Origin of the sequence: Mycolicibacterium mageritense (genome assembly GCF_010727475.1) — a bacterium.
In the GTDB taxonomy this organism is placed as follows: Bacteria; Actinomycetota; Actinomycetes; order Mycobacteriales; family Mycobacteriaceae; genus Mycobacterium; species Mycobacterium mageritense.
Window position 1 is genome coordinate 5,107,414 of record NZ_AP022567.1, and the last position, 12,619, is coordinate 5,120,032.

At 67.2% G+C, this 12,619-nt stretch carries 15 protein-coding genes; 1 reads left to right on the forward strand and 14 read right to left on the reverse strand.

Features of this window, described 5'->3' with window-relative positions; translation table 11 throughout:
- From nuoK to G6N67_RS24685, 14 genes are all read right to left on the reverse strand, one after another.
- Positions 1 to 300, reverse strand: a complete 300-nt coding sequence (gene nuoK / locus G6N67_RS24620; protein WP_036428167.1) for an NADH-quinone oxidoreductase subunit NuoK — start codon at positions 298 to 300, stop codon at positions 1 to 3.
- The gene (locus G6N67_RS24625) at positions 297 to 1,088 is read right to left on the reverse strand and encodes an NADH-quinone oxidoreductase subunit J (protein ID WP_036428165.1); all 792 of its coding nucleotides are present in this window, start codon (positions 1,086 to 1,088) and stop codon (positions 297 to 299) included. Before G6N67_RS24625 ends, nuoK begins: the two co-directional genes overlap by 4 nt.
- Positions 1,085 to 1,609 carry an NADH-quinone oxidoreductase subunit NuoI gene (gene nuoI / locus G6N67_RS24630; RefSeq protein WP_036428163.1) on the reverse strand — a complete coding sequence of 175 codons (525 nt, stop codon included), beginning with the start codon at positions 1,607 to 1,609 and terminating at the stop codon, positions 1,085 to 1,087. Before nuoI ends, G6N67_RS24625 begins: the two co-directional genes overlap by 4 nt.
- Positions 1,602 to 2,825, reverse strand: a complete 1,224-nt coding sequence (gene nuoH, locus G6N67_RS24635; protein ID WP_036428162.1) for an NADH-quinone oxidoreductase subunit NuoH — start codon at positions 2,823 to 2,825, stop codon at positions 1,602 to 1,604. Before nuoH ends, nuoI begins: the two co-directional genes overlap by 8 nt.
- Positions 2,822 to 5,209 (reverse strand): NADH-quinone oxidoreductase subunit G, encoded by a 2,388-nt coding sequence (locus tag G6N67_RS24640; protein ID WP_036434128.1) that lies wholly within the window; start codon positions 5,207 to 5,209, stop codon positions 2,822 to 2,824. The genes nuoH and G6N67_RS24640 overlap by 4 nt, the downstream gene beginning before the upstream one ends.
- Before the next feature lie 103 nt (positions 5,210 to 5,312).
- Complete coding sequence (gene nuoF, locus G6N67_RS24645) at positions 5,313 to 6,629, reverse strand: NADH-quinone oxidoreductase subunit NuoF (protein ID WP_036428161.1); 1,317 nt, start codon at positions 6,627 to 6,629, stop codon at positions 5,313 to 5,315.
- Positions 6,626 to 7,348 (reverse strand): NADH-quinone oxidoreductase subunit NuoE, encoded by a 723-nt coding sequence (gene nuoE, locus G6N67_RS24650; protein ID WP_036428159.1) that lies wholly within the window; start codon positions 7,346 to 7,348, stop codon positions 6,626 to 6,628. Before nuoE ends, nuoF begins: the two co-directional genes overlap by 4 nt.
- Before the next feature lie 74 nt (positions 7,349 to 7,422).
- Entirely contained in the window at positions 7,423 to 8,760 is a 1,338-nt protein-coding gene (gene nuoD, locus G6N67_RS24655) for an NADH dehydrogenase (quinone) subunit D (protein WP_036428157.1), read from the reverse strand.
- Positions 8,760 to 9,386, reverse strand: coding sequence for an NADH-quinone oxidoreductase subunit C (locus G6N67_RS24660; RefSeq protein WP_229478860.1), 627 nt, complete (start codon positions 9,384 to 9,386; stop codon positions 8,760 to 8,762). The genes nuoD and G6N67_RS24660 overlap by 1 nt, the downstream gene beginning before the upstream one ends.
- Before the next feature lie 59 nt (positions 9,387 to 9,445).
- A complete protein-coding gene (locus G6N67_RS24665) occupies positions 9,446 to 10,000 on the reverse strand; it encodes a NuoB/complex I 20 kDa subunit family protein (protein ID WP_036428153.1) in 555 nt (184 codons plus the stop codon).
- A complete protein-coding gene (locus tag G6N67_RS24670) occupies positions 9,991 to 10,359 on the reverse strand; it encodes an NADH-quinone oxidoreductase subunit A (protein WP_036428151.1) in 369 nt (122 codons plus the stop codon). Before G6N67_RS24670 ends, G6N67_RS24665 begins: the two co-directional genes overlap by 10 nt.
- 174 nt (positions 10,360 to 10,533) lie before the next feature.
- Positions 10,534 to 10,932 carry an Rv3143 family two-component system response regulator gene (locus G6N67_RS24675; RefSeq protein ID WP_036428149.1) on the reverse strand — a complete coding sequence of 133 codons (399 nt, stop codon included), beginning with the start codon at positions 10,930 to 10,932 and terminating at the stop codon, positions 10,534 to 10,536.
- A gap of 64 nt (positions 10,933 to 10,996) precedes the next feature.
- Complete coding sequence (locus tag G6N67_RS24680; RefSeq protein WP_036428147.1) at positions 10,997 to 11,515, reverse strand: YceI family protein; 519 nt, start codon at positions 11,513 to 11,515, stop codon at positions 10,997 to 10,999.
- Positions 11,512 to 11,922, reverse strand: a complete 411-nt coding sequence (locus G6N67_RS24685) for a nuclear transport factor 2 family protein (RefSeq protein ID WP_036428146.1) — start codon at positions 11,920 to 11,922, stop codon at positions 11,512 to 11,514. The genes G6N67_RS24680 and G6N67_RS24685 overlap by 4 nt, the downstream gene beginning before the upstream one ends.
- Before the next feature lie 62 nt (positions 11,923 to 11,984).
- Here G6N67_RS24685 and G6N67_RS24690 point away from each other — a divergent pair, with 62 nt between their 5' ends.
- On the forward strand, positions 11,985 to 12,614 hold the full coding sequence (locus tag G6N67_RS24690) for a class I SAM-dependent methyltransferase (RefSeq protein WP_036428145.1): 630 nt from the start codon (positions 11,985 to 11,987) through the stop codon (positions 12,612 to 12,614).
- Positions 12,615 to 12,619: the final 5 nt, after the last annotated feature.

A 12,619-nucleotide genomic window follows, 5' to 3' on the forward strand; every position in this document is an offset into this window, starting at 1 on the left:
TTAGTTCTTCAGCAGACTGGCGTCGTCGACCGAGGCCGAGCGGCGGGTGCGGAAGATCGTCATGATGATGGCCAAACCGACCACCACTTCGCAGGCGGCGACCACCATGGTGAAGAACGCCACCACCTGCCCGTCGAGGTGGCCGTGCATGCGGGAGAACGCCACGAACGCCAGGTTGGCTGCATTGAGCATCAGCTCGACGCACATGAACATGACGATGGCGTTGCGGCGCAACAGCACCCCGGCCGCGCCGATGGTGAACAACAACGCCGACAGGTACAGATAGTTATCGGGATTCACTCACCCTCCCTCCCATTGGTGGTGCTGACGACGGTGCGCTTGGGCAGGATCGCGCTGACCGACAGGGCCGCATCCGACCCGTCGGGCAGCCGGGCCGGGATGTCGACCGCGTTGTGCCGCGCGTAGACCCCCGGGTTGGGCAGTGGAGTGGGATGTCCGCCCGCCTGGAATCGTTCGATCGCGAGTTCGCGCTGGGTCTTGCGCCGTTCGAAACGTTCCCGGTGCGCAAGCACCATCGCACCGAGGGCCGCGGTGATCAGCAGTGCGCTGGTCAACTCGAACGCCCACAGGTACTGCGTGAAGATCAGCGCGGCCAGACCTTCGACGTTGCCGCCGCTGTTGGCCTGCTCCAGTCCGGTGAAGCCGGCCACGGACACATTGCCGATCCCCGCGATCAGCAGGATCCCGAATCCGATCCCGACGGCCAGCGCCGCGACACGTTGTCCGCGAATGGTTTCCACGAGCGACTCGGACAGATCGACACCGATGAGCATCAGCACGAACAGGAACAGCATCATGACCGCGCCGGTGTACACCACCACCTGCACCACACCGAGGAACAACGCGTCCTGGGCGATGTAGAGCACTGCGAGTGCGATCATCGTCGACGCCAGGAACACCGCGGAGTACACGGCTTTCGGCGCGGCCACCACGCCGACGCCGCCCAGCACCGCGACGGTCCCCAGGATCCAGAACATCACGGCCTCGGACGTCGTCGTGCGGGCCGCGGCTTCCGCGGTGAGCCGCGACACGTTCTCTGTGGCGAGGATCGTCCAGACAGGACTCATGGGGCCGCCTGCGTGATGGGCGAGATCTTGCCGAGGTAGTAGTCGTCGTCGGTGCTGCCCGGCGCCATGTCGTGCGGCGGTGCCTGCATGCCGGGTTGCAGCGGGGCGAGCAGCTTGTCCTTACCCCAGATCAGGTCAGCCCGGTTGTCGTCGGCCATCTCGTATTGGTTGGTCATGGTCAGCGCACGGGTGGGGCAGGCCTCGATGCACAGGCCGCAGCCGATGCAGCGCAGGTAGTTGATCTGGTACACCCGGCCGTAGCGTTCGCCCGGTGAAAAGCGTTCGGCGGGTGTGTTGTCGGCGCCTTCGACGAAGATGGCGTCGGCCGGGCAGGCCCACGCGCACAGCTCGCAGCCGATGCACTTCTCCAGGCCGTCCGGGTACCGGTTCAGTTGGTGGCGGCCGTGGTACCGCGCGGCCACCGGGCCCGGTTTCTCCGGGTACTCCTCGGTCACCGGCTTTTTGAACATCGAGCCGAACGTGACGGCGAACCCGGCGAGTGCGTCGAGGAACTTAGGCATCAGCGGTCTCCTTGCTGACGGCCGGCAGGGGTGGCACCGGATAGGCCCCGGTGCTCTGCTCGGGCGTCGGTTGAACGGTATTGCCTCGCAACGGTTTCCACAGCGCGGCGACCAGGATGCCGGCCAGTACCACCGCGGCGCCGATCAATCCGGTGGCCCAGTTCTGGTAGCCATGGCCGCGCAGGCTGTGGGTGATGGCCACGATCATGATCCAGCCCAGCGATACCGGGATCAGGATCTTCCATCCCAGCGCCATGAACTGGTCGTAGCGCAGCCGCGGCAGCGTTGCGCGCAGCCAGATGTAGAAGAACATGAACCCCCACACCTTGGCCGTGAACCACAGCAGCGGCCACCAGCCGCTGTTGGCGCCGTCGATCATGTTGAACGGGAAGGGCGCATGCCAGCCGCCGAGGAACATCGTGGTGGCCAGCGCCGAAACGGTAGTCATGTTCACGTACTCGGCGAGCATGAACATCGCGAACTTCAGCGACGAGTACTCGGTGTGGAACCCACCCACCAGCTCGCCCTCGGCCTCGGGCAGGTCGAACGGCGCACGGTTGGTTTCGCCGACCATCGAGGTGAGGTACACCAGGAACGACGGCAGCAGCAGGAACACGAACCACACGCGATCCTGGGCCGCCACGATGCCCGAGGTGGACATGGTGCCGGCGTAGAGGAACACCGCGGCGAACGACAACGCCATCGCGACCTCGTAGGAGATCACCTGTGCGCTCGACCGCAGCCCGCCGAGCAGGGGATAGGTGGAGCCGGACGCCCAGCCCGCCAACACGATGCCGTACACACCGATCGAGGTGACGGCGAGGATGTAGAGCACCGCGACCGGCAGATCGGTCAGCTGCAGTGCCGTGCGGTGGCCGAACACCGACACTGCGCCGCCCATCGGGATCACTGCGAACGCCATGAACGCGGGAATCACCGAAATGATCGGGGCCAGCAGATAAATGGGTTTGTCCACACTGGCCGGGGTGAGGCCTTCCTTGAGGGCGAGTTTGACGCCGTCGGCCAGCGACTGCAGCAGACCCCATGGCCCGACCCGGTTGGGGCCCGGCCGCATCTGCATGCGGCCCAGCACCTTACGTTCGATCAGGATGGCGGACAGCACCGTCAGCAGCAGGAACACGAAGATCCCCAGGGCCTTCGCGAGGATCAGCCACCACGGGTCATGGCCGAACAGGGTGGGGTCCGGATACGTCACGAATCGGCCCTCCCGATGGACACCACGGCGCCTGGGCTCGCGCCGAGTTCGCGGTACAGCGCCGAGCCGGGCGAGTTCGTCGGCACCCACACCACCCCGTCGACCATGTCGGTGACGACCAGCGGCAGCGTGATGGCACCGCGCTCGGTGCGCACCGTGACGGCATCGCCGGGGCCGGCGCCGATCTCGGTCGCGGTGGCCGCGGACAGCCGGACCGCTGGGGCGACGGCCGTGCCGGCGAGGTACGGTTCGCCGTCCTGTAGCCGGCCGGCGTCGAGCAGCAGCCGCCAGCTCGCCAGCAGTGCCTGCCCCCGTCCGGGGTGGGCAGGGGGCGCGGCGGGAACCGACGGCGCGTCGGGACGCGCGCCAGTCCAGGCACCGAGGGCGGCGAGCTCGGCGTCTGCGGCGGCGACGGTCGGCAACCCGAGGTCGACACCGATCTCGTCGGCGAGGATGTGCAGCACCCGCATATCGGGGATGGCGTTCGACTGCAAGGACGGCTCGAACGGCCGAACGCGGCCTTCCCAGTTGAGGTATGCGCCTGCCTTCTCGACCACCGGGGCCACCGGGAAGACGACGTCGGCCAATGCGGTCACCGCGCTCTCGCGCAGCTCCAAGCTCACGACGAACGGCGTCCTCTCGAGTGCCTTCAGTGCGGCCTGCGGGTTGGGCAGGTCGTCGAGCTCGACTCCGCCGACCAGCAGGGCCGCGAGGGTGCCCGCTGCGGCTGCGTCGAGGATCGCGGCGGTGTCGCGGCCAGGACCGTCGGGCAGATCGGCGGTGTTCCACGCCTGCGCGGTCTGCGCACGGGCGGACGAATCGGTGATGGGGCGACCGCCCGGCAGCAGCCCGGGCAGCGCGCCTGCCTCGATTGCGCCACGTTCCCCGGCGCGGCGGGGAATCCACGCGAGCCGGGCTCCGGTCGCGTGGGCCAACCGGGCCGCGGCTGACAAGGCACCGGGCGAGGTGGCCAGCCGTTCGCCGACCAGGATGACCGCACCCGGCCTGCGCAACCGCTCGTCGCCGACCAACCGATCCAGCGCGGCGGCCTCCGCGCCCGGAGCGGTGGGGATCAGCGTGCCCGACATCTTCGTCAGACCTCGGCTGGCCAACGGCGCGACGGACACCACCTGTGCACCGTGCTTGCGGGCCGCCTTGCGCAGCCGCAGGAACACGATCGGTGATTCCTCTTCGGGCTCGAACCCGGCCAGCAGCACGGTCGGCGCCTGCTCCAAGTCGGCATAGCGCAACGACATCGGCCGTCCGGCCACATGGGCGGCCAGGAAGTCGGCTTCCTCCGCGGAGTGTGCCCTCGCGCGGAAGTCGATGTCGTTGCTGGCCAGCACCATTCGAGTGAACTTCGCGTACGCGTAGGCGTCCTGCACAGTGCACCGGCCGCCGACCAGGGTGCCCGTGCTTCCGGCCGCGGCAAGCAGACCGGAGGCTGCGATCGTGAGCGCCTCCGACCACGAGGCCGGACGCAGCGTGCCGTCCTCGCGCACCAGCGGCGTGGTGATGCGGTCGCCGACGGTCGGGTAGGTGAACGCCCACCGACCCTTGTCGCAGTTCCACTCCTCGTTGACCTCGGGATCGTCACCGGCCAAGCGGCGCAGTACTTTCCCGCGCCGATGATCGGTGCGCTGGGCGCATCCGGAAGCGCAGTGCTCGCACACGCTTGGGCTGGACACCAGATCGAACGGGCGGGCCCGGAACCGGTAGGCGGTGCCGGTCAGCGCCCCGACCGGGCAGATCTGCACGGTGTTGCCCGAGAAGTAGGACTGGAACGGTTCGTCGGTGGCGATGCCCACCTGCTGCAGCGCGCCGCGTTCGAGCAGTTCGATGAACGGGTCACCGGCAATCTGGGCCGAAAAGCGCGTGCACCGCGCGCACAGCACACAGCGTTCCCGGTCCAGCAGTACCTGCGCGGAGATGTTGATCGGTTTCGGGTAGGTCCGTTTGACGTCGGTGAACCGGGTCTCGGGGCGTCCGTTCGACATGGCCTGGTTCTGCAGCGGGCATTCGCCGCCCTTGTCGCAGATCGGGCAGTCCAGCGGATGGTTGATCAGCAGGAGTTCCATGACGCCGCGCTGCGCCTTGTCGGCTGCTTCCGAGCTGAACTGCGTGCGCACCACCATGTCGGGTGTGACGGTCGTGGTGCACGAGGCCAGCGGTTTGCGCTGGCCTTCGACCTCGACCAGGCACTGCCGGCATGCGCCGACCGGATCGAGCAGGGGATGGTCGCAGAACCGGGGAATCTGAATGCCCATCAACTCCGCGGCTCGGATCACCAACGTGCCCTTGGGAACACTGATCTCGTCCCCGTCGATCGTCAGCGACACCATCTCGACCGGCGGGGTGTCCTTGGTGGGTTCAGCCAGCGTCACGCGTGCCTCCTTTCCTGCCGCGAGTCCCACCGCGAGCAGACAGGTAGGTACCCGAAATGCCCGCATCCGGGGTACCTACGCGTCTGCTCGCGGGAGAAGTCATCTACACACCCGCCTCTTCGGTCGCCATCAACGTCGACGCGTGCGGATCGAACGGACAACCACCGTCCAGGTGCTCCAGGTACTCGTCACGGAAGTGCTTGATGGACGACATGATGGGGCTGGCCGCACCGTCGCCCAACGCGCAGAACGACTTTCCGAAGATGTTGTCGGAGATGTCGAGCAACTTGTCGATGTCGGCCTCGGTCGCCGCGCCGGTCTCCAGGCGCGCGTAGATCTGCGCGAGCCAGTAGGTGCCCTCGCGGCACGGCGTGCACTTGCCGCACGATTCGTGTGCATAGAACTGGGTCCAGCGCCGCACGGCACGGACCACACACGTCGTCTCGTCGAAGATCTGCAGAGCCTTGGTGCCCAACATCGAGCCCACCGACGCCATGCCCTCGTAATCCAGTGGTACGTCGAGGTGTTCACCGGTGAGCAGCGGGGTCGACGACCCGCCGGGAGTCCAGAACTTGAGCGTATGTCCGCTGCGGATCCCGCCCGCGTAGTCGAGCAGCTCGCGCAAGGTGATCCCGAGCGGCGCCTCGTACTGGCCGGGCCGGTTCACATGGCCGGACAGCGAATACAGCGTGAAGCCCGGCGATTTCTCCGAGCCCATCGACCGGAACCAGTCCACACCGTTGAGCAGGATCGGCGGGACGCTGGCGATGGACTCGACGTTGTTGACCACCGTTGGGCACGCATACAACCCGGCCACGGCGGGGAACGGTGGACGCAGCCGCGGCTGACCGCGGCGGCCCTCCAGCGAGTCCAGCAGCGCGGTCTCCTCGCCGCAGATGTACGCCCCGGCGCCCGCGTGCACCGTGAGCTCGAGGTCGAATCCCGAACCCGCGATGTCGGTGCCGAGGTAGCCCGCCTCGTACGCTTCGGCGACCGCGGCCTGCAGGCGCCGCAACACCGGCACCACCTCACCACGCACGTAGATGAACGCGTGTTTGGCCCGGATCGCGTAGGACGCGATGATGACCCCCTCGACCAGAAAGTGCGGCGTGGTGAGGAGCAGCGGAATGTCTTTGCACGTGCCGGGTTCCGACTCGTCGGCGTTGACCACGAGATAGTGCGGCTTGGCGCCCGCGCCCTCGTCCCCCTGCGGGATGAACGACCACTTGGTCCCCGTGGGGAAGCCGGCGCCGCCGCGCCCACGCAGACCCGAATCTTTCACCAGCGCAATGACATCGTCGGGAGGCACCGACAACGCCTGCTGCAGCGCGCGATAGCCGTCGTGGCGCCGGTAGGTCTCCAGGGCCCAGGGCTCCGGTTCGTCCCAGAACCGGCTCAGCACGGGCGTCAACGGCGTCACGGCCGGTCCTCCGGTGTGCGCATGTCGCGCTCGTCGGCTACACGTAACCCGGCGAGGGTGGCCGGCCCAGGAGCCCCGCCCTGGCGGCGCGGATCGGTCAAACCGGCGAGCGTACGGGCGGTTTCGCGGAACGTGCACAGCGGTGCGCCGCGGCTCGGGTCGGGCGGGCTGCCCGACCGCAGCCCGTCCACCAGATCCCGTGCGGACGACGGAGTCTGGTTGTCGAAGAACTCCCAGTTGACCATCACCACTGGGGCGTAGTCGCATGCGGCGTTGCATTCGATGTGTTCGAGCGTGACCTTGCCGTCGGGTGTGGTCTGCCCGGGCTCCAGGTCCAGATGCTCTTCCAGCGCTTCCAGGATCGCATCGCCGCCCATGATCGCGCACAGCGTGTTGGTGCACACGCCGACCAGGTACTCGCCGGTGGGGGTGCGCCGGTACATCGAGTAGAAGGTCGCCACCGCGGTCACCTCGGCCGGGCTCAGGCCGAGTTGGGCTGCGCAGAAACGGATTCCGGCGCTGGTCAGGCAGCCGTCCTCGGACTGGACGAGGTGCAGCAGGGGCAACAGTGCGGAGCGCGCGTGCGGGTAGCGGGCGAGGATGCGCTCGGCGTCGCCGGCCAGCCGGGCCGTCACATCCTCCGGATACGCAACCGGCCCGTGGATCGGCGGGCCGGCTTCGTCGGGGCGCTGCCCCAACTCCAGGAAGACCTCACTCACGTGTGCCCTCTTTCTTCGCGGTCTCGTCGCGCAAGCGGCTCATCGGTGCTGTCTCCTCTTCGCGCAAGCGCTCATCAGCGGTCAACCCCGCCCATGACCGGATCAATCGACGCCACCGCGGCGATCGCATCGGCGACCATGCCGCCCTCGCACATCGCCGCCACCGCTTGCAGATTGGTGAACGACGGGTCACGGAAATGCACGCGGTACGGCCGGGTGCCGCCGTCGGAGACCATGTGCACACCGAGTTCGCCACGCGGTGACTCGACGGCGACGTACACCTGGCCGGCGGGCACCCGGATGCCCTCGGTGACGAGCTTGAAGTGGTGGATCAACCCTTCCATCGAATGGCCCATGATCTTGGCGATGTGCTCGGGGGAGTTGCCCAAACCGTCAGGGCCCACTTTGAGATCGGCGGGCCAGGCCAGCTTCTTGTCCGCGATCATGACGGGCCCCGGGCCGAGCTGTTCGAGCCGATCGACGCATTGCGCGACGATCTTGAGCGACTCGCGCATCTCCTTGACCCGGATGATGTACCGCCCGTACGAGTCGCACCTGTCGTCGGTGATGACATCGAAATCGTATGTCTCGTAACCGCAGTACGGCTGGGCCTTGCGCAGGTCGTGCGGCAGGCCCGTCGAGCGCAACACCGGCCCGGTGATGCCCAGCGCGACACACCCCGTGAGGTCGAGATAGCCGACGCCGACCGTGCGAGCCTTCCAGATGTAGTTCTCGTTGAGCAGATCCTCCAAGTCGCGCAACCGTTTCGGCAACAGTTCGAGCAGCCCGCGCACCTGTGTGAGGCCGTCACCGGGCAGGTCGGCGGCAAGGCCACCGGGCCGGACGTACGCGTGGTTCATCCGCAACCCGGTGATGGCCTCAAAGACCTTCAGGATCTCTTCTCGTTCCCGGAACCCGTAGAACATCGCGCTCATCGCACCGAGTTCCATGCCGCCGGTGGCCAATGCCACCAGATGCGAGGTGATCCGGTTGAGTTCCATCATCATCACCCGGATGACGCTGGCGCGCTCGGGGATGTCGTCGGTGATGCCGAGCAGCTTCTCCACACCCAGGCAGTACGCGGTCTCGTTGAAAAACGGCGACAGATAGTCCATCCGGGTGACGAACGTGGTGCCCTGCGTCCAGTTGCGGTACTCCAGGTTCTTCTCGATCCCGGTGTGCAGATAGCCGATGCCGCAACGGGCTTCGGTGATGATCTCGCCTTCGATCTCCAGGATGAGCCGCAGCACGCCGTGGGTGGAGGGGTGCTGCGGACCCATGTTCACCACGATGCGCTCGCCGGCTTGGGTGCCCGCACCGGCCTTGGCCGCGGCGACCACCTGGTCCCAATCTGCACCGCCGACGACTACGACGGTTTCACCGCCCTCGGGCGGGATGGTGGATGTGCTCATCAGTTGTACGACCTCCGCTGGTCGGGCGGTGGGATCTGGGCACCGTGGTACTCGACCGGGACACCGCCTAGGGGATAGTCCTTGCGCTGGGGATGGCCCACCCAGTCGTCCGGCATCTCGATACGGGTGAGCGCGGGATGACCGTCGAAGACGATGCCGAAGAAGTCGTAGGTCTCGCGTTCGTGCCAGTCGGTCGTGGGATAGATCGCGTAGAGCGACGGAATGTGGGGGTCGGCGTCCGGAGCCGCGGCCTCCAGCCGGATCCGGCGGTTGTGGGTGATCGACATCAGCGGGTACACCGCGTGGAGCTCACGGCCCGTGTCGTCGGGGTAGTGCACGCCGCTCACGCCGAGGCACATCTCGAAGCGCAGCTGCGGATCGTCGCGCAGCACGCCGGCCACCGCGGGCAGTTGCACGCGGCTGACCTCGAGGGTCAGTTCGTCGCGGTAGACCACGACGCGTTCGATCGAGACCGCGTACCGCTCCTCACCGAGCACCTCGGCCAGCCGGTCCACGACCTCGTCGAAGTAGCCGCCGTACGGGCGCGGGGTGCTGCCGGGCAGGGCGACCGGACGTACCAGCCGCCCATAGCCCGATGTGTCGCCCGTGCCCGCCGCACCAAACATGCCGCGGCGCACCCCGATGACCTCGGGTGTGTCGCCGTTGGGAGTGCCGTTGGTCGTGCTCACCGCAACAACCCTTTGAGCTCGATGGTCGGAGTAACTGACAACGCGGCCTGCTCGGCTTCGCGGATGGCTTCCTCACGATTCACGCCGAGCGGCATTTGCTGAATCTTGTCGTGCAGCTTCAGGATTGCGTGCAGCAGCATCTCCGGTCGCGGCGGGCAGCCCGGCAGGTAGATGTCGACCGGCACCACATGGTCGACGCCCTGAACCACCGCGTAGTTGTTGAACATCCCGCCCGACGATGCGCACACACCCATCGCCAGAACCCATTTCGGCTCGGCCATCTGGTCGTAGATCTGCCTCAGCACGGGCGCCATCTTCTGACTGACGCGGCCCGCGACGATCATCAGGTCGGCCTGGCGCGGCGTGGCCGAGAACCGCTCCATGCCGAACCTGGCGATGTCGAAACGCGGTCCGGCGGTCGACATCATCTCGATGGCACAGCACGCCAGGCCGAACGTGGCCGGCCACAGCGAGCCCTTCCGGACGTATCCGGCGACGGCTTCGACCGTCGACAGCAGGATGCCGCCGGGCAGTCGTTCTTCTAGTCCCAATTCAGGCCCCCTCGACGCCACACGTACGCGTACGCCACGAACACCGTGAGCATGAACAACAGCATCTCGACCAGTGCGAACAGCCCGAGGCTGTCGAACGCCACGGCCCACGGGTAGAGGAACACGATTTCGATGTCGAACACGATGAACAACATCGCCGTCAGGTAGTACCGGATGGGCATGCGCTGCCCGGTGGCGCCCGACGACGAGGGTGGCATCGGCTCGATACCGCATTCGTACGCTTCGAGTTTGGACCGGTTGTAGCGCTTCGGTCCGATGACGAGTGCGATCCCCACCGACACCACTGCGAACGCAGCCGCAATCGCGCCGAGAACCAGAATGGGCGTGTACAGGTTCATGCCGCGCGGTCGCTCCCCTCGTGGCTGTCGATGTGAGCTAACCCACAGCCTAGCGAGGATTGGGGCCCGCGCCACTTGTTTTGATTAGTATCGGTTACTATCAGGGCAGCGAGTCGCTGCGGTTACAGCCGTGCCGTGAACAATCAACGGCGGCATGGGAATTCGCGAGAAATTTCAGCGCGCGGGTGCGCGCAGCAGCGACACGACGGCGTCGCCGAGGCGGATCGGATCGATCGGGTGGGGCACGGCCGCTTCGGCTCGCGACCAACTCGCGAGCCAGGCGTCGTCGGGACGTCCCGTGAGCACCAGAATCGGTGGGCAGTCGGCAACCTCGTCCTTGAGCTGCTTGGCAACCCCCATGCCGCCCGCGGGGGTGGCCTCCCCGTCGAGGATGGCCAGGTCGAACCCGCCCGCATCCATCTGCGCGACGACCATCGGCGCGGTGGCGACCTCGACGTAGTCCAGCTCTGGCAGCTCGGGATGAATGCGTTTGCCGAGGGCGAGTCGCACCTGCTCGCGGGTGCGCGGGTTGTCGCTGTACACCAGGATGCGCAGCGGCGCGGGGCCGACCATGGTGCCGATGCTACTGCGTGCGCCGGGCCCGGCCGCCTAAGTCGGTGAATTCGGTTGGGCCGCTTCAGGCCCGGACGAACACCAGGGTGGCCGACAGGGCGGCCTTCTGACCGACCATCCCGAGCAGGTTTCCCGTGACACCGAACTCGGCGCGGTCCACCGTGCAGTGTCCGGACACCTGGACGGCGGTGCCGTCGAGAATCCGCACGTCGACGGGTAACTCGACGGGCCGCGACGTGCCCCTCACTGTGAAAGTGCTGTGCAGAATCGCGGTGTCGGTCGTCCCGGGTTCGGCGCCGGTCACCTCGACGACGATGTCCGGGTGGGTCTCGACATCGAAGAAATCGGCCGAGCGCAGGTGCTTGTCGCGTTTGCCGATCCCGGTCTGTAGTGACGCCGCGCGGATCACCACCCGGCCCGTCACGTCGCCGGTCACCTGGCCGTCCCCGCTGAATTCGGTGAACGCACCCGTCACGGTGGCCAGCCCCCATGCGGTCTTGGCCTGAAATGCCACCTTGGACCGGTCGGGCGCCAGCCGCCAGGTGCCGGTGGTCGCGGTGATGGTGTCCTGCAGGTTGGTCATGATGCCTCCACATCGGGTTTTGCCAGTAGCGGTGCGATGCCCTTGGGGTCGTAGTACTCGTCGACACGTGTGATCAGGCCGTCGGCACCGACCTTGATCACGATGCAGACCCGCAGCGAGATCGAGGCACCGTTGCCGCCCGTGGCGTGCAGGATGTGCTGCTGCACGAAGCCGCCGTCGAAGACGTGCCGCTCGAGCACCTGATAGCGCCGCTCGCTGGTGGCATCGATGAACCAGTCGATCACCCGAAGCGCGCGGGCGCGTTCGTTGTCCCTGGTATCGCCGGCGTGCCACACGGTGACGTCGGCCGCCCACAGATCGGCGACCGCGGCCTTGTCGCTGCGTTCGATCGCGTCGAACAGCCGATCGGCAACGGCGTCGATCGTGTCGGCGTCGGTGACTGACATCGAATGTGCCCTCCTCAGATCGGGGTTGACCTCAAGTGCCCTCGAGGTTGGACAGTGGTCGTATGGACAACACACCTGCCCTCTCCCTGTTCGATGAAGCCTACGAGTCCCGTACCGCGCCGTGGGTGATCGGCGAACCGCAACCGGCCGTCGTGGACCTGGAGCGCAGTGGCGCTTTTCGCGGCAAGGTGCTCGACGTGGGTTGCGGCACCGGCGAACACACGATGCTGCTGACCCGGCTCGGTTATGACGTCCTCGGGATCGATTTCTCGCCCCACGCCGTCGCGCAGGCCACCGACAACGCGGCCCGGCGAGGCATCGACGCGCGATTCGCGGTCGCCGACGCCATGCAGTTGGGCAACGGCCCTCGTTACGACACCATCCTCGACAGCGCGCTGTTCCACATCTTCGACGATGCCGACCGGCCCCGATACGTCGCAAGCCTGCATGCTGCGTGTGCACCGGGCGGGACGGTGCACGTGCTGGCGCTCTCGGACGCGGGGCGCGGTTTCGGTCCCGAGGTCAGCGAGGACGTCATCCGGCGGGCCTTCGGCGACGGCTGGGAGTTGGAAGCCCTCGACACCACGACGTATCGGGGTGTGGTCGGGCCCGCACAGGCAGACGAGATCGGGCTGCCCGCGGGCACCCGGGTCGACGAGCCCGCGTGGCTGGCCCGGGCTCGCCGCATCTGAACGGC